Source organism: Mycobacterium neumannii (assembly GCF_048452905.1).
In the GTDB taxonomy this organism is placed as follows: domain Bacteria; phylum Actinomycetota; class Actinomycetes; order Mycobacteriales; family Mycobacteriaceae; genus Mycobacterium; species Mycobacterium neumannii_B.
Map to the genome: position 1 here is coordinate 849,170 of NZ_JBCGVF010000001.1, position 16,063 is coordinate 865,232.

Below are 16,063 nucleotides of genomic sequence, written 5' to 3' on the forward strand. Positions count from 1 at the left end.
TGCTTAGGGCTGCACTGTGTTGTCTGAGCGCCCCTGGCTCAGACGCTCCGCCGCTATCAACTCGTTGAGCCACTTCACCTCGCGCTCGCTCGACTCCAATCCCAGCTGATGGAGCTGCCGGGTGTACCTGTCGATCGAGCTGCTAGCCCGCGCAACGGCTTCACGCAGACCCTCGCGGCGTTCCTCCACCTGACGACGACGCCCCTCCAGGATCCGCATCCGGGCCTCGGCCGGGGTGCGGTTGAAGAAGGCGAGATGGACACCGAATCCGTCGTCGGAGAAGTTCTGTGGGCCCGTGTCGGCGACCAGTTCGGAGAAGCGCTGCTTGCCCTTCTCGGTGAGCTGGTAGACGCGTCGCGCCCGGCGCATCTTCGGGGTGCCGTCCGGCGCCGCATCCTCGACGATCAGCCCATCGTTCTGCATGCGCCGTAAGGCGGGATAAAGCGATCCGTACGAAAATGCGCGGAAGGCGCCGAGCAACCCCGTCAATCTCTTGCGAAGTTCGTAACCGTGCATCGGCGATTCCTGCAGGAGTCCCAGGATGGCAAGTTCCAACACCGAAGACACCCCCTCCAGAAATCGCTCGTCGTTACCGCGGTTCGACACCTCGCACCATAGTATCGCGCCGATATATTCGACGCGAACGTTGGGTTACCGTCGCGCGAACGCTCGGACCTCAGTTGGGGTAGTTGACCTGCTTGACCGTGCCGTCACCTGCGAGCTCGATGTAGCCGCTGCCGTAGTCGCTGGACACGTAGACGTCGATCGACAGCGCACCCGGGGTCGTCGGGTCGGTGGCCGGAGCGATGGACAGATAGGTGCTCGTGACGTCCTCGGGTTTCATGCCGAGCGTCTCCGGGGCGCCGCGCAGGACGCCGACGACCGCCTTGGCGTCGAACTTGCCCAGGTCGACCTCGACGGCATCGCTGGTCTTCGAGGACGACGAGGGATCGTCCCAGCCGCCGCGGTAGGTGTAGATCAGTTCGCGGCGCTCCTCGGTCGGATCCGGCCGGGTCAGAGATGCGTAATCCGGATAGACGACGAGCCGGTACCCGTTGGTGTCGCCGAACCGCTGCTTCATCTGTTCCATGAGTCCCGTCAGTCCGCCGAGCGAGTGCAGCTGCTTGGGCGGGGTGAGCACCACCGGGGTGATGCCGTCGGACTTGGCGCCCGGGTCGGAGGTGAAGTTCAGCGGCGACGGAGTGTTGCCGTAGAGACCCCATCCGATCGCGATGCCGAGCACCACCAGCACGCCGGCCACCGCGAGACGCAGCCCCCAACCCGTGCCGGCCATGGGCAGTGCCCGCGGCTTCTTCAGCGTGGGCAGTTGCACCGGTGCGTTGTTGGTCTGAAGGTCGGCCACCAACGCCTGCAGCTCGCCGAGCGTGGTCGCGGTCGTCGCCGCCTTGACCCGGTCGCCGTGCTCGGTCATCGACAGCTGGCCCTCGGCCAAGGCGCTGTCGAGAATCTGGCACGTGTCATTGCGATCGCTGTCTTTGGCCCGCGTCGCCGATGTCTGCCGGATTGCCACGCCGATGATCGTAGAAGCAAAAGTCAGCGGATGAGTCCCTGTGAAGTCATCACGGCCAGCAGCGATCCATCCGAGCCGCGCAGCGAACCGTAGGCCGAGACGCCTCCGCTGGCGACCGAACCCCGGGCCTCGAGCAGTCGCCACGCCGTGGACGGCACCAGGTGCGCCCCGGGTTGCCACACCAGGCTGAGGTCCAAACTCAGCAGCCAGGCGTCGACGAATCCGCTGACCTTGCCCGGCGCATCGAAGAGGTGTGCGTCGGCATGCAGGACGTCGGCGATCTGCGGATGGGTAAGCGGGTCACCGGGCGAATCGCTGTCGGCGCTCACCCACAGCGCCACCTCCGGCCGACGGTCCGCGAAGCGGGTCAGGCTGGCCGGGTAGTCCAGGCCACGGCGATGGGCGAACCGCAGCGACCGATACTCCTGGCCGATCCAGTCCAGCGCGGGCGCCGACTCCGGTTCCGGCAGCGGGACGGCGTAGCGCTCGAAGGGGACGGGTGCGTCGACCGACGGCGGCCCGAGCCAGCCGTCGGCGAACCAGCTGTTGGCGATGAGGATGGTGCGTTCCCGCTGGCGGATCGTGGCCTCGACGGCAGCGGCGGTGCGGCCGCCGCGGATGCTGCGGACGTCGATCCCGAGCGGTCCGGGCGCCCCGGCGTCGACGAAGGTCACCGACAGCGACGCCGCGGCCGGCCTGCCGCTGTGCGCGAACATCGCGGCGAGCGCCAACGCGGAGGTATAGCCGCCGAATGCCCGACCGTCGAAGCACCACTGTTCGGGAAGGTCGCGGGTGAATCGGCTCGAGCCTTCACCGGCGGGCCCGCCGTCGAGGGCGAAGTCGCGCCCGTCCAACATCGAGTCTCCTGAGTTCGCCGCACACGGCACATTGCGGTTGCCGTCGGTCCAGATCAAACACCTTAGAGAGGGGCGTGACCGTGCCGTCACGCTCCGGTAGTCCCATCGCCGACGTACTCTGGTCCTCGTGCGATTGCAGCGACAGGTGGTGGACTACGCACTTCGGCGGCGGTCCCTGCTGGCCGAGGTCTATTCGGGACGCACCGGTGTCTCCGAGGTCTGCGACGCCAATCCCTATCTGCTGCGCGCCGCCAAATTCCACGGCAAACCCAGTTCGGTGACGTGTCCGATCTGCCGGAAAGAACAGCTCACCCTGGTGTCGTGGGTATTCGGCGACCATCTTGGCCCGGTATCGGGTTCCGCACGAACGGCCGAGGAGTTGGTCCTGCTGGCATCCCGATACGACGAGTTCTCCGTACACGTGGTGGAGGTATGTCGCACCTGCAGCTGGAATCACCTGGTCAAGTCGTACGTGCTCGGCGCGGTCCCGCCACCCAAGGGATCGCCCGGCACTCGAACCGCGCGCTCACGGGCGCGCACGGCCAGTGAATAGCGAAGGGCGCCACGACCGGTCAGTCAACGATGTCCGTTCAGGACACGGGGCTGATGGCGTGAGCGCGCCAAACCCCAACGCCGGCGACGGCGGCCGACGCCGGCGTCCCGGGGATGCACCGCAACAGCGCCCGTCCGCCGACGCAGCCCCACAGCGCCCGTCCCCCGACGGACCGCAACACCGACCGCAGGCGGATTCCCGGACACGGCCGATGCCGCCCGACGACCGGCACACCTCGGTGCTGCCGCCCGTGCGCGAGGCCCGGCCGCCCCACCTGCGCGACCCCGTCGACGTCGTAAAGGCGGCGCTTGACGGCACGCCGACGCGCAAACCCCCTACGCCGCCACCGCCACCGCCCCGACCGCCGGGTGGGGGTGGGCCGCCGAGCGGCCCGTCGGGTCCGCGGCGCGGGCTGCCCAGCCAGATCAACTGGACGTGGGTGCGTCGCGGCGGCCTCATCGCGGCGGCGGTGTTCATCGTGCTGCCGCTCATCACGTTCGGGATGGCCTACATGATCGTCGACGTCCCCAAACCCGGGGACATCCGCACCAACCAGGTGTCGACGATCCTGGCCAGCGACGGCAGCGAGCTCGCGAAAATCGTTCCGCCTGAAGGCAACCGCGTCGACGTCAACATCGACCAGATTCCGGTGCAGGCGCGCAACGCGGTGATGGCCGCCGAGGACCGCGACTTCTACTCGAACCCGGGCTTCTCGTTCACCGGTTTCGCGCGCGCCATCAAGAACAACCTGTTCGGCGGCGACCTGCAGGGCGGCTCGACGATCACCCAGCAGTACGTCAAGAACGCGCTGGTCGGTTCCGAGCGCTCCGGCATCGGGGGCCTGATCCGAAAAGCCAAGGAGCTGGTCATCTCGACGAAGATGTCCGGTGAGTGGTCCAAAGACCAAGTGCTGCAGTCGTACCTGAACATCATCTACTTCGGTCGCGGGTCCTACGGCATCGCCGCCGCCTCCAAGGCGTACTTCAACAAGCCGGTCGAACAACTCAACGTCGCCGAGGGCGCGCTGCTGGCCGCGCTGATCCAGCGGCCGTCGGCGCTTGACCCGGCGGTCAACCTCGAGGGCGCCACGGCGCGCTGGAACTGGGTGCTCGACGGCATGGTGGAGATCGGCGCGCTGTCGCCCGAGGAGCGGGCCGCGCAGGTGTTCCCGGCGACGGTGCCGCCCGACCTGGCGCGCTCGCAGAACCAGACCACGGGGCCGAACGGCCTGATCGAACGGCAGGTGCAGAAGGAACTGCTCGAGCTGTTCGACATCAACGAGCAGACGCTGAACACCGAGGGCCTGCAGATCACCACGACCATCGACCCGAACGCGCAGCGGGCGGCGGAGGAGGCCGCCTCGGAGTACCTCGAGGGTCAGGACCCCGACATGCGCACCGCGATCGTGTCGATCGACCCCCGCACCGGCGGGGTGAAGGCGTACTACGGCGGCACCGACGCCAACGGTTTCGACTTCGCCCAGGCCGGTCTGCCGACGGGGTCGTCGTTCAAGGTGTTCGCGTTGGTCGCGGCGCTGCAGCAGGGCATGGGCCTGGGCACCCAGGTCGACAGTTCGCCGCTGGAAGTCAACGGCATCAAGATCACCAACGTCGAGGGCGGCGGTTGCGGCACGTGCAACATCGCCGAGGCGCTGAAGCGTTCACTGAACACCAGCTATTACCGGCTCATGCTCAAGCTGAAGAACGGTCCGCAGGACGTCGCCGACGCCGCGCACCAGGCCGGCATCGCCGAGAGCTTCCCCGGCGTCGAGCACACGCTGTCCGAGGACGGGCAGGGTGGTCCGCCGAACAACGGAATCGTGTTGGGCCAGTACCAGTCCCGCGTGATTGACATGGCGTCGGCGTACGCCACGCTGGCCGCCTCCGGGGTGTACCACAAACCGCACTTCGTGCAGAAGGTGGTCAACTCCGAGGGCGAGGTGCTGTTCGACGCGTCGCAGCAGGACAACTCGGGTGAGCAGCGGATCGAGAAGAAGGTCGCCGACAACGTGACCTCGGCGATGCAACCGATCGCGGCCTACTCCAACGGTCATGCGCTGGCCGGGGGTCGCCCGTCGGCGGCCAAGACGGGCACCAACCAGCTGGGTGACACCGACAGCAACCGCGACGCGTGGATGGTCGGCTACACGCCGTCGCTGTCCACTGCGGTGTGGGTCGGCACCACCGATGGCACCAAGCCGCTGGAGAACCAGTGGGGCTCACCGATTTACGGGTCCGGTCTGCCATCGGACATCTGGAAGGCGACGATGGACGGCGCGCTGGAGGACACCGAGAGCGAGTCGTTCCCCAAGCCCGAGGAGATCGGCGGTTATGCCGGTGTTCCGCAGGCGCCGCCGCCACCGTCGACGACGGCTCCCCCGACCGAGGTCACTCCACCGTCGCAGACCGTCATCCAGCCGACGATCGAAGTGGCGCCCGGCATCACGATTCCGTGGGGTCCGCCGACGACGGTCCCGGTCGCTCCGCCGCCGGGCGGCACCGTACCCGGCGGCCCGGTACCGGGTGGTCCCGCTCCCGGCGTTCCCGCGCCTGCACCGGCACCCGTCGGAGCACCGCCGCCCGCACCCGTCGGAGCACCCCCGGCGCCAGGCGCGCCGCTACCGCCTCCGTGACCGCGGTGGGGGGCGAGGAAACCGGCGAGCCGTCGACGACCTCGCCGCAGACCGTGTCGCCTGCGCGGTTGGCCGAAGTGGTATCGCCGGCTCCGCCGACGGCCGACACCAGAAGTTTCGACGAGCGCGATCTCCCGAGCCGCACGGACGTCATCGGCGCCGCGCTCTCCGATGTCATCGGCGGTCCGGTCGGCAGGCATGCGCTGATCGGCAGGCAACGGTTCCTGACCCCGCTGCGCGTCATGCTGATCATCGCGCTGGTGTTCCTGGCGCTCGGCTATTCGACGAAGGCGGCGTGCCTGCAGACCACCGGGACGGGAACCGCCGATCAGCGGGTGGCCGACTGGAGTAACCAACGGGCCTACTTCCAACTCTGCTATTCCGACACGGTCCCGCTTTACACCGCCGAACTGCTGAACCTCGGCAAGTTCCCGTACAAGTCGAGCTGGATCGAGAAGGACGCCACCGGCCAGCCGCACATTCAGTACGACGGCCACATCGCGGTGCGCTACATGGAGTATCCGGTGCTGACCGGCATCTACCAGTACGTGGCGATGTCGTTGGCCAAGACCTACACCGCGCTGACGAAGCTGGTGTCGGTGCCGGTGATCGCCGAGGTGGTGATGTTCTTCAACATCGCCGCGCTGGGGCTGGCGTTGGCGTGGCTGGCCACGGTATGGGCGACGTCGCGATTGGCCGGCCCGCGGCGGGTCTGGGACGCGGCGTTGGTGGCGGCGTCACCGCTGGTGATCTTCCAGATCTTCACGAACTTTGACGCGCTGGCAACGGCTTTCGCGACGGGTGCGCTGCTCGCGTGGGCGCGACGAAAACCGGTGCTGGCCGGCGCGCTGATCGGTCTTGGTGTGGCGGCGAAGTTGTATCCGCTCTTGTTGTTGGCGCCGCTGGCGGTGCTGGCGGTGCGAACCGGCAAGCTGCGGGAGGTCGGCAAGACGGCCGCGGCGGCGGTGGCGGCATGGCTGGTGGTGAACCTGCCGATCATGGTGCTCTTCCCGCGGGGGTGGTCGGAGTTCTTCCGCCTCAACACCCGTCGCGGCGACGACATGGATTCGATCTACAACGTCATCAAGTCGTTCACCGGCTGGCGCGGGTTCGACCCCGATCTGGGCTTCTGGCAACCACCGACGGTGACCAACACCGTCTCGGCCCTGCTGTTCGTGTCCTGTTGTATCGCAATTGCTTACATCGCCCTTACGGCGAGGCGACGTCCGCGGGTGGCGCAGATCGCGTTCCTGGTGGTCGCGGCGTTCCTGTTGACCAACAAGGTGTGGAGCCCGCAGTTCTCGTTATGGCTGGTGCCGCTGGCCGTGTTGGCGTTGCCGCACCGACGGATCCTGTTGGCGTGGATGACGATCGACGCGCTGGTGTGGGTGCCGCGGATGTTGTACCTCTACGGTGAGGCGAACAGGGGGTTGCCGGAGCAGCCGTTCACCATCACCGTACTGCTGCGCGATATCGCCGTGGTGGCGTTGTGTGCGTTGGTGATTCGCCAGATCTACCGCCCCGAACTAGACCTGGTCCGTGCCCGCGATGCGGTCGACGACCCGGCGGGCGGGGTGTTCGATCGTGCGCAGGACGCGCCGCCGCGGTGGCTGCCCGACTGGTTGCGGCCCGACGCGGCGCGAACCAAGGTGAACCCGGCGCCGCTGAAGCCGGACGATCGACTTGTGCACAGCGGGGAGCGCTGACCGCTCCGAAAGGTGCACAAGTCGCGCCGCCGGAAGCCTCAGACGCCCTAGCCTGAGTCAATGAAGGTCGGTCTGCCGCCCGCAGCGCTGCGTCCCGGAACCCGCGCCCTGTCGCGCTGGATCTTCTCGCCGACCGCGTCGTGGCCAACGGTCCGCAGACGCATGAACTTCGCACTCGCCTACCCACCGCCCAAGGGAACGACGGTGACGCCGACGACGATCGGCGCCGTTGCGGCAGAGGACGTTCGGCCCGCCCGGATCGATGAATCGCGCGTCCTGTTGTACGCGCACGGCGGCGGCTACGCGGTCGGCAGCGCGCGCGCATGTCGTGCACTTGTCGCGCGGCTCGGTGCCGCCGCAGATGCGCGCGTGATCGCGCTCGACTACCGGATGGGTCCGGAGCATCCGTACCCCGCCGCCGTGGACGACGGGCTCGCCGCCTACCGCGCGCTTGTCGCGCACGGCGTCGACCCGAGCCGCATCGCGTTCGCCGGCGATTCCGCCGGCGGGGGACTCGCGCTCGCAGTCGCACTGCGATTGCGCGAGGCCGGTGAACCGCTGCCCGCCGTGCTCGGGCTCATCTGCCCCTGGCCCGACCTCACTCCCGGCGCCCACGCGCGACGGGGCCCCGCACCGCTGGAGCCGACACTCAGCGCCGACCTGCTGATCCGGTTCGCCGACGCCTACCTGCCGTCCGGCCAGGACCCGACCGAGCCCACGGTCTCACCGCTGTTCGCCGACCTCGCCGGACTTCCGCCGGTGGTCATGCATTCGGGCGCCGACGACATTCTCGCGTCCGACGCCCGGGAGCTCGAGAAGCGGGCGCGCGCCGCAGGCGTGGACATCGAGCACCGCGTCTACGACGGTCTGTGGCACGACTTCCATTTGATGGCGCATTTCCTGGCGGGGCCGGGCGGCGACGCGCCACGGGAGCTCGGGCAGGCGCTCGGCCGCCGGCTCGGTCGCCTCTGAGCCCACGATTTCGCAGATCAGCGCGGTTTCCTGTAGCCTGGGCCGGTTGCCGACGCAGGCGACCCTCCTGCCGCGGATAGTCCGTGGCCGATCAGACCGTAGGAGGTGATGAGGTCTTCATGCGTCCATACGAAATCATGGTCATTCTCGACCCCACCCTTGACGAGCGCACCGTAGCTCCGTCGCTGGAAACGTTCCTCAACGTCATCCGCAAGGACGGCGGCAGTGTCGACAAGGTCGACATCTGGGGTCGGCGCCGGCTGGCATACGAGATCGCCAAGCACGCCGAGGGCATCTACGCCGTCATCGATGTGAAGGCAGAACCCGCCACGGTGACCGAGCTGGACCGTCAGCTCAACCTGAACGAGTCCGTGCTGCGGACCAAGGTCATGCGGACGGACAAGCACTAGTCCCGAAGAACAGGCTGTAAGCGTCGGAGCGCTTCCGTAGGCTCGCCTGCGACCGCTCCCAGACTTACACCGCCAATCCCAGGAGGACATCGTGGCTGGTGACACCATCATCACCGTCGTCGGAAACCTGACCGCCGATCCCGAACTGCGCTTCACGCCGTCGGGCGCGGCCGTCGCCAACTTCACCGTGGCGTCGACACCGCGCATCTACGACCGCCAGAGCGGGGAGTGGAAGGACGGCGAGGCGCTGTTCCTGCGCTGCAACATCTGGCGGGAGGCCGCCGAGAATGTGGCCGAAAGCCTCACTCGCGGTTCGCGGGTGATCGTGCAGGGCCGGCTCAAGCAGCGTTCGTTCGAGACCCGCGAGGGTGAGAAGCGCACCGTGGTCGAACTCGAGGTCGATGAGATCGGCCCGTCGCTGCGGTACGCGACCGCCAAGGTGAACAAAGCTAGCCGCAGCGGCGGCGGTGGCGGCGGCTTCGGCGGCGGAGGCGGCGGAGGTTCGCGCCCAGCCGAGCAGCCGAAGGACGACCCGTGGGGCAGCGCCCCGGCGTCGGGTTCGTTCTCCGGTGCCGACGACGAGCCACCCTTCTGATCCATAACTGATCAACAAAGAAGCAAGAAAGAGATAGACACATGGCCAAGGCCACCAAGCGTCGGCCGGCTCCCGAGAAGCCGGTCAAGACCCGCAAGTGCGTGTTCTGCTCCAAGAAGGGGCAGGACATCGATTACAAGGACACCGCGCTGCTGCGCACGTACATCAGCGAGCGCGGCAAGATCCGCGCCCGCCGCGTCACCGGCAACTGCGTTCAGCATCAGCGTGACATCGCGATCGCCGTGAAGAACGCGCGCGAGGTCGCGCTGCTGCCGTTCACCTCGTCGACGCGATAGGCAGGACAAGAAGATGAAACTGATTCTCACCGCCGACGTCGAACATCTCGGCGTCCAGGGCGACATCGTCGAGGTCAAGGACGGCTACGGCCGCAACTATCTGGTGCCCCGCCGGCTCGCGGTCGTCGCGTCGCGCGGCGCCGAGCGCCAGGCCGAAGAGATTCGTCGGGCCCGCGAGCAGAAGGCCATTCAGGGCCGCGAGCACGCTGTTGAGCTGAAGGCCGCGATCGAGAACCTCGGTCCGGTGCAGCTGCAGGTGAAGGCGGCACCCGACAGTGGCAAGCTGTTCGGCTCGGTGACCACGGCCGACGTGGTCGCCGCGATCAAGAACGCTGGCGGCCCCAATCTGGACAAGCGCACCGTGCAGTTGCCCAAGGCGCACATCAAGACGACCGGCACGCATCCGATCGCGGTTCGGCTCCATCCGGAGATCGCCGCGACGGTTTCGCTGGAAGTCGTCGCCGGGCAGTAACCACAGCGACAGATACGGCCGGGTGGAGACGGGATCGATCTTCACCCGGCCGTTGCTGTGCGCGCTGGCGAACTTCGCGTGGCGGATAGCCGTAGCGAAGATAACCCGCTGTTAACCTGGGCGGTGCCTGGCGGCAATACAACACGCCCGAGTTGGCAACCCGGCACGACACGCCGAGGCATTTCCCATCCACAAGATCGCACTCGGCTTATGGTGCGGCTATCTGCGCAGATGCAGTGAGCGAAGTGGTTGATTAACAGGTTCTCCCCAACGACTCAACATGGTTGTCCAGACCTATCCACACCCCATCCACAGGTCTATGAACAGGGTCGGGTTGCGCCCCCGCCAGCAACGTCTAGCGTAAGCCGTCGGCGGGGCGGAACCGGAGCCGCGAAGGCGGCTTGTCGGATGTCTGGCTTACAGTCGCGATTAGCGGGTATCGAACCTACGTTCGATAGTGAATAAAGGGGGTGACGCGCTTTTGGCCGTCGTGGACGACCTGGGCCATCCGGGCATGGATTCGTCGCCGCCGAGCGAGGATTTCGGGCGTCAGCCTCCTCAGGACCAGGCGGCCGAGCAGGCCGTCCTCGGCGGGATGCTGCTGAGCAAGGACGCCATCGCCGACGTGCTCGAGAAGCTGCGCCCGGGTGACTTCTACCGTCCTGCGCACCAGAACGTCTACGACGCGATCCTCGACCTCTACGGCCGCGGCGAGCCCGCCGACGCGGTGACGGTGGCCGCCGAGCTCGATCGGCGCGGGCTGCTGCGCCGCATCGGCGGGGCGCCGTATCTGCACACGTTGATCTCGACGGTGCCCACGGCGGCGAATGCGGGGTTCTATGCGGGCATCGTCGCGGAGAAGGCGCTGCTGCGGCGTCTGGTCGAGGCGGGCACGCGGGTCGTGCAGTACGGCTACGCGGGCGCAGAAGGCGCCGACGTCAACGAGATCGTGGATCGGGCGCAGTCGGAGATCTACGACGTCACCGAACGGCGCACGGCCGAGGACTTCGTAATCCTGGAGGAGATCCTTCAGCCGACGATGGACGAGATCGACGCGATCGCATCGCAGGGTGGCGTCTCTCGCGGCGTGCCGACGGGGTTCGTGGAGCTCGACGACCTCACCAACGGCTTGCATCCCGGACAGATGATCGTCATCGCGGCGAGACCGGGTATGGGCAAATCGACCCTAGGACTGGATTTCTTGAGGTCGTGCTCGATCAAGCACCACATGTCGAGCGTCATCTTCTCGCTCGAGATGAGCAAGTCCGAGATTGTCATGCGCCTGCTGTCGGCCGAGGCAAAGATCAAGCTCGCCGACATGCGGTCAGGTCGGATGAATGATGACGACTGGACCCGGCTGGCGAGACGCATGAGTGAAATCAGCGAAGCGCCTTTGTATATCGACGACTCGCCCAACCTCACGATGATGGAGATCCGGGCGAAAGCAAGGCGGCTCAAGCAAAAGTCAGACCTCCGTCTGATCGTCCTCGATTACTTGCAGCTGATGACATCAGGTAAGAAGGTCGAGTCAAGGCAGCAAGAAGTATCCGAATTCTCCCGTCAGATCAAGCTTTTAGCCAAAGAGCTTGAAGTCCCAGTAGTCGCGATGAGTCAGTTGAACCGCGGGCCCGAACAACGCACCGACAAGAAGCCAATGTTAGCTGATCTACGTGAATCCGGTGCGATCGAACAGGATAGCGACATGGTGATTTTGCTGCATCGCCCTGATGCCTTCGAACGCGACGACCCTCGAGGCGGTGAAGCCGACCTCATCATCGCGAAACATCGTAACGGCCCAACAAAGACGATTACCGTAGCGCACCAACTACACCTGTCACGCTTCGCGAATATGGCCAAGCAATAGTCACTGGAAGTGTGACCTCTCATACTTCATGACCAAATCCCATCTGAAATGACCACTAAATGGCCAATTCATCACGAATGTGAGGCAATTTCTTGGCAAACCTGAGACTTCGCGCCAACGCTGCTGAACAGGGATCTCCGATTGGACGCGAATTATGAGAAGCCACAGCACGAAATCCAGGCGACGAGTTAGTCGTTGAGGAACGGCACGACCTTGCGCGCCATGAGTTCCAAGTGAGTCATCGCTCGCTCGTGGCCGATGTGGGGGATGCGGTACCAGAACACGATCTGGTGATAAGGCGCCCGCGCGCGAATGTCTTTAAGACGTCGGACGATGTTCGCCGGTGTGTCGACCAGCATGGTTTCGCGTTGCCAGGGTGTGTCGGAGTCGGTGTGCACGCCGACCTGTGAGCGGTCCCCGGCCCAACTCGCATACTGGTTGAACTGGTACTCGATGGCGTCTTTGTAGAAGACGTTCCAATCACGCTCGGGATCCTCAGTCGCCCACAGTGGAACGCAGATGGTGAAGCGGAAGTCATCGAGCGATCGACCGTGGCGCGCCAAGGCGGGCGCAAGCCCGCTATCCCACAGGTTCGCGAATTCGGTGTCGGGGGCGAAGAAGTCGACCGGAATCACCCCGTCGGCGAGCCGAACTGCTCGATCAAGCACCTTGGGGGCACCGCCGCCGAGGTAGATCGGGATGGTGTCCTGAACGGGTCGGGGCGACACCGCGATGTTCGTTCCGCCGGGGCCGTCGGGCAGCGATCCGTCGCGCAGACCCTGCCGGATGAACGCAAGTCCGCGTTCCATCAATTCGCCGCGCTTGTGGAATTCGGCGCCGAACAGGTCGAACTCCCGCGCGTACCCACCGGCGGCGACGCCGAGTTCCAGCCGTCCGCCCGACAGGAGATCGGCCACGATCGCTTGCTCGACGACCTGGCGCCACGGATGCAGCGGCAATAGCAAGGCGTTGGTCATGAACCGGATTCGCTCTGTGGCCACCCCGAGTCCTGCGATCAGCGGAAGCTGCGCGGGCAGGTAGCCGTCGGTGACGCCGTGCTGTTCGGTCGTGGCGAACGCATGAAACGAAAGGGCGTCGGCGAGGCGCGCCTCGTCGAGGAGTTCGCCGTAGCGCCGTTCGGCACGGGCTTCGCCTGGCTCGGGCCGAACGTCGGTCCATACGCTGACCGCGGGTGCTGGCATCGCCGTTGCGTGGTTGTCTTCTGTCACTGGGCTAACGACGATTCGAGGGGGCCGGCTATTCCACATCACTGGCGCCATGCGAGTTGAAGCCCATCAAATCGGCCAGGCCCGCGGCGTACGACGCGGGGGTCAGATCCTCGAAGACCAGTCGCTGCACCATGAAGCCCGGAATCAGTCCGATCAATGTGTGAGCGATCCGCACCGGTTCAGCGCCGCTCGGTAGGTGCCCAACGGCGATCGCGCGCTCGACATAGGTGGCCCACGCCGCCCGGCCGCGGCCGCCCTCACGCCGGTAGATCGCCATGATTTCGGGGGAACGAGCGGCCTCGGCCCAGGCCTGCAGCGCCACTCGGTGGAGTTCGATCCCGCGCTCCTCGCCCAATGCGACGACCCGCTCCAACACCGCCGTGAGCACCCGATGCGGCGGCGGGACTTCGGCGGCGCGGTCCAGCACGACTGACAGGCCCGCGCCGGCGACGGTCTCCGCGATCGCCCGGATTAGGTCGTCCTTGTTCTTGAAGTAGAGATACACCAAGCCCGCGGACAGGCCTGACTCGGCGACTACGGCCGCCATGGTGGTCTTGTGAAAGCCATCGCGAGCGACGCACCGCAGCATGGCGTCGATGATCTGCTCGCGGCGTGCAGCCCGATGCTCTTCGCTGACCTTGGGCACGGCCACAGGATGCCACAAAATGAACGTCCGTTCTTGACACGGCCTGGGCAACGTTGCACCATCGCCATAATGAATGCTTGTTCGTTTTTAGCAGACCTGACGCGTGGATTGGGTGGCTCGATGACACAACGGATAACAGGCGCGCACGTGGGCCGGCTCTGGCATCACCCCGTCAAGTCGATGATGGGCGAGGAAGTCGGGGAAGTCTGGATCGGCCCGGGCGGCGTGATCGGTGACCGCGCCTACGGGTTCCTCGACGTGGAGACCGGCAAGGTTGCCAGCGCCAAGCGACCCAAGCGCTACGGCGCGCTGATGGCGTGTCGCGCGCGATTCCTGTCGCCGCCGGGGCCCGACACGCCAGCTCCTCCGATAGAGGTCACCTTTCCCGACGGCGCGGTGGTGCGCGATGACCCGTCCGAGCTGACTCGCCGCGTGTCGGCGCTGCTGGGGCGCAACGTGCACCTGCTGACCGGCGCGCCGGAGGGCGCCGCCTCGGAGCTGGCCATGCCGGGAATCGACGATGTAGAGCCAGGCCCACTGCGGTCCCTGTTCCGCGACGAGGACGGCGAGCAGGTTAGAGACTTCAACGTCGGAATGGCAGCACCCGGAACCATGGTGGACATCGGTGCACTGCACGTCGTGGCGACGGCCACGCTACGCGGGTTGGCGGTCGAATACCCGGCCGGGGATTGGGATCCGCGGCGGTTGCGGCCCAATATCCTCATCGACGACGGCGGCGAACTGGGCGAGGAAGGCAACTGGCTGGGTTGTGATCTTCACATCGGCGCAGAGGTGATTGTCCGTGTGTTCATGCCCGTGCCGCGGTGCGTGACGACGACGCTCGCACAACCTGGACTGCCCAGGGACCTGGCTGTGCTGAAGACGATTGCTCGAGTCGGCCGCAAGCAAATCGGTTCATTGGGGCAAGTCGCCTGCGCCGGAAGCTATGCGAACGTGATCAGGCCTGGCGTGGTACGCACCGGCGATCCGGTCGTCCTCCAACATGCCGAGCCTCGCGAGGACGCGCTCGCGGCGATGATCGAGAACACATCTGCAGGTAGGGCCGATCAACCGTAGAGCGTTGTGCGCCAGTGGTTCTCACACCAACAGGCCGACCGGGAGCGGAGATGCCGACAATCGATGTCAATCAGACAAAGCTTCACTACGAGATCAGGGGAGCCGGTCCGCCCGTCCTGCTGATCATGGGTGCGACCGGAGACGGCGGACATTTCGACGCGCTCGCCGAGGAGTTGGCCGATGAGTTCATGGTGATCAGTTATGACCGGCGCGGCAATGGACGCAGCCCTGTTCCCGACAATTGGCAGACGACATCGCCGGAGGAACAGGCCGACGACGCCGCAGCGCTGTTGACCGCACTGGGGACCGGTCCTGTGGCGGTGTTCGGTACGAGCGGTGGCGGGACCTTCGCGCTCTGTCTGATGGTCCGTCATCCCGGCTCGGTGCGCGGCGCAATCCTGCATGAGCCGATGTTGTACGCCTTGGTCGACACCGTAGACGCGGTTCCGGCCCCTGTGAGGGCGTCGATCCAGAAGGCGATGGAAGTCGGTGGACCGCCTGCTGCGGTGAAGCGGTTCTGGTGCTACGTCGCCGGGGACGATGGCTGGGCCCGGCTCGCACCTCCGCTCCGAAAGCGGCTGCGCGACACCGCAAGCACCCTGTTCGGGATCGAGCTTGGGACCTACGAGTTGTACATGCCCGACGACGAGACGCTGGCCGCCAGCACCATTCCGGTGCGCCTGCTCGTCAGCGACGACAGTCCTCCTGTCTTTGCGCAGATGGCCGACCGTATCGCCGAGATTCTTGGTGCCGATGTCGACACCGTCCCAGGCACGCATGCGACGTACCACGAGCACCCGCACGAACTCGCGGAAGCCATGCGCCCGCTCCTTCGCCGATCCTTCTGAGATCGAGCGGCTCAGCCCAGCATTGCGGTTCTTCGGCGCGCAGGCGCCGGAGACCGCGCAATTTGCTTGACCCGCCCGATTGATCGCCACGTGGTTCGTGCGGTGTCGCTTTCATCGGCAGTCGGCTGGCCCACAACTCGATCGAGTTGAGCGACTGAGCCAAACCCTAGCGATCGAGCACCGCGGCGGTGGACTCGATCTCGGCGAGCTGATCGTCGTAACCGAGGACGGTCACCCCAACCAATGTGCTTGGCGCGTCATGCTCGCCGAACGCATCACGGACGACCTCCCACGCGGCGACCAGGTCCTGCAGCTCGTTGGAGGCGACGAGCACGCGGGTGTAGATCACGTCGTGTCGGCGGCTCTGGGATAGCT

17 protein-coding genes are annotated in these 16,063 nt (G+C 66.2%); 11 read left to right on the forward strand and 6 right to left on the reverse strand.

Going from position 1 to position 16,063, the window contains the following annotated elements:
• Positions 1-3 precede the first annotated feature (3 nt).
• The 3 genes from AAHH99_RS04150 to AAHH99_RS04160 form a co-directional block, all read right to left on the reverse strand.
• Positions 4-558 carry a PadR family transcriptional regulator gene (locus AAHH99_RS04150; protein ID WP_064395160.1) on the reverse strand — a complete coding sequence of 185 codons (555 nt, stop codon included), beginning with the start codon at positions 556-558 and terminating at the stop codon, positions 4-6.
• Positions 559-676: 118 nt separating this feature from the next.
• The gene (locus AAHH99_RS04155) at positions 677-1,531 is read right to left on the reverse strand and encodes a DUF1707 SHOCT-like domain-containing protein (RefSeq protein WP_418767491.1); all 855 of its coding nucleotides are present in this window, start codon (positions 1,529-1,531) and stop codon (positions 677-679) included.
• Positions 1,532-1,554: 23 nt separating this feature from the next.
• On the reverse strand, positions 1,555-2,388 hold the full coding sequence (locus AAHH99_RS04160; RefSeq protein WP_418767492.1) for a thioesterase family protein: 834 nt from the start codon (positions 2,386-2,388) through the stop codon (positions 1,555-1,557).
• Positions 2,389-2,515: 127 nt separating this feature from the next.
• Between AAHH99_RS04160 and AAHH99_RS04165 the strand changes: the two genes are divergently transcribed.
• From AAHH99_RS04165 to dnaB, 9 genes are all read left to right on the forward strand, one after another.
• Positions 2,516-2,941: a DUF5318 domain-containing protein gene (locus AAHH99_RS04165; protein WP_064421324.1), complete on the forward strand. Its 426-nt coding sequence runs from the start codon at positions 2,516-2,518 to the stop codon at positions 2,939-2,941.
• Positions 2,942-3,152: 211 nt separating this feature from the next.
• Positions 3,153-5,573, forward strand: a complete 2,421-nt coding sequence (locus tag AAHH99_RS04170) for a transglycosylase domain-containing protein (RefSeq protein ID WP_418767599.1) — start codon at positions 3,153-3,155, stop codon at positions 5,571-5,573.
• Positions 5,574-5,626: 53 nt separating this feature from the next.
• Positions 5,627-7,279 (forward strand): glycosyltransferase family 87 protein, encoded by a 1,653-nt coding sequence (locus AAHH99_RS04175; RefSeq protein ID WP_418767600.1) that lies wholly within the window; start codon positions 5,627-5,629, stop codon positions 7,277-7,279.
• Between the two features lie 60 nt (positions 7,280-7,339).
• Positions 7,340-8,251: an alpha/beta hydrolase gene (locus AAHH99_RS04180; RefSeq protein WP_418767493.1), complete on the forward strand. Its 912-nt coding sequence runs from the start codon at positions 7,340-7,342 to the stop codon at positions 8,249-8,251.
• Positions 8,252-8,370: 119 nt separating this feature from the next.
• Positions 8,371-8,661 carry a 30S ribosomal protein S6 gene (gene rpsF, locus AAHH99_RS04185; protein WP_064395157.1) on the forward strand — a complete coding sequence of 97 codons (291 nt, stop codon included), beginning with the start codon at positions 8,371-8,373 and terminating at the stop codon, positions 8,659-8,661.
• Positions 8,662-8,752: 91 nt separating this feature from the next.
• The gene (locus tag AAHH99_RS04190) at positions 8,753-9,256 is read left to right on the forward strand and encodes a single-stranded DNA-binding protein (RefSeq protein WP_064346102.1); all 504 of its coding nucleotides are present in this window, start codon (positions 8,753-8,755) and stop codon (positions 9,254-9,256) included.
• Between the two features lie 41 nt (positions 9,257-9,297).
• Positions 9,298-9,552: a 30S ribosomal protein S18 gene (gene rpsR, locus AAHH99_RS04195; RefSeq protein WP_064395138.1), complete on the forward strand. Its 255-nt coding sequence runs from the start codon at positions 9,298-9,300 to the stop codon at positions 9,550-9,552.
• Positions 9,553-9,565: 13 nt separating this feature from the next.
• Entirely contained in the window at positions 9,566-10,024 is a 459-nt protein-coding gene (gene rplI, locus AAHH99_RS04200) for a 50S ribosomal protein L9 (protein WP_066843307.1), read from the forward strand.
• Between the two features lie 481 nt (positions 10,025-10,505).
• Positions 10,506-11,888, forward strand: a complete 1,383-nt coding sequence (gene dnaB / locus AAHH99_RS04205) for a replicative DNA helicase (protein WP_418767494.1) — start codon at positions 10,506-10,508, stop codon at positions 11,886-11,888.
• Between the two features lie 188 nt (positions 11,889-12,076).
• On the opposite strand, the gene AAHH99_RS04210 is transcribed toward dnaB, so the two are convergent.
• The gene (locus AAHH99_RS04210; protein ID WP_418767495.1) at positions 12,077-13,090 is read right to left on the reverse strand and encodes an LLM class flavin-dependent oxidoreductase; all 1,014 of its coding nucleotides are present in this window, start codon (positions 13,088-13,090) and stop codon (positions 12,077-12,079) included.
• A 55-nt stretch (positions 13,091-13,145) separates the two neighbouring features.
• On the reverse strand, positions 13,146-13,763 hold the full coding sequence (locus AAHH99_RS04215) for a TetR/AcrR family transcriptional regulator (RefSeq protein ID WP_418767496.1): 618 nt from the start codon (positions 13,761-13,763) through the stop codon (positions 13,146-13,148).
• Positions 13,764-13,883: 120 nt separating this feature from the next.
• Between AAHH99_RS04215 and AAHH99_RS04220 the strand changes: the two genes are divergently transcribed.
• Both AAHH99_RS04220 and AAHH99_RS04225 read left to right on the forward strand, forming a co-directional pair.
• On the forward strand, positions 13,884-14,840 hold the full coding sequence (locus AAHH99_RS04220) for an MOSC domain-containing protein (RefSeq protein WP_418767497.1): 957 nt from the start codon (positions 13,884-13,886) through the stop codon (positions 14,838-14,840).
• A gap of 50 nt (positions 14,841-14,890) precedes the next feature.
• Complete coding sequence (locus tag AAHH99_RS04225; RefSeq protein ID WP_418767498.1) at positions 14,891-15,688, forward strand: alpha/beta fold hydrolase; 798 nt, start codon at positions 14,891-14,893, stop codon at positions 15,686-15,688.
• A 166-nt stretch (positions 15,689-15,854) separates the two neighbouring features.
• Here AAHH99_RS04225 and AAHH99_RS04230 read toward each other — a convergent pair whose 3' ends face one another.
• On the reverse strand, positions 15,855-16,037 hold the full coding sequence (locus AAHH99_RS04230; protein WP_418767499.1) for a hypothetical protein: 183 nt from the start codon (positions 16,035-16,037) through the stop codon (positions 15,855-15,857).
• Positions 16,038-16,063 lie beyond the last annotated feature (26 nt).

Bases quoted from the DNA above. Each gene is read 5' to 3' on its own strand.
- AAHH99_RS04160 (WP_418767492.1), bottom strand. From the start codon at position 2,388: ATGTTGGACGGGCGCGACTTCGCCCTCGACGGCGGGCCCGCCGGTGAA.
- rpsR (WP_064395138.1), top strand. From the start codon at position 9,298: ATGGCCAAGGCCACCAAGCGTCGGCCGGCTCCCGAGAAGCCGGTCAAG.
- AAHH99_RS04220 (WP_418767497.1), top strand. From the start codon at position 13,884: ATGACACAACGGATAACAGGCGCGCACGTGGGCCGGCTCTGGCATCAC.
- rplI (WP_066843307.1), top strand. From the start codon at position 9,566: ATGAAACTGATTCTCACCGCCGACGTCGAACATCTCGGCGTCCAGGGC.
- AAHH99_RS04180 (WP_418767493.1), top strand. From the start codon at position 7,340: ATGAAGGTCGGTCTGCCGCCCGCAGCGCTGCGTCCCGGAACCCGCGCC.
- AAHH99_RS04225 (WP_418767498.1), top strand. From the start codon at position 14,891: ATGCCGACAATCGATGTCAATCAGACAAAGCTTCACTACGAGATCAGG.
- rpsF (WP_064395157.1), top strand. From the start codon at position 8,371: ATGCGTCCATACGAAATCATGGTCATTCTCGACCCCACCCTTGACGAG.
- AAHH99_RS04210 (WP_418767495.1), bottom strand. From the start codon at position 13,090: ATGCCAGCACCCGCGGTCAGCGTATGGACCGACGTTCGGCCCGAGCCA.
- AAHH99_RS04170 (WP_418767599.1), top strand. From the start codon at position 3,153: ATGCCGCCCGACGACCGGCACACCTCGGTGCTGCCGCCCGTGCGCGAG.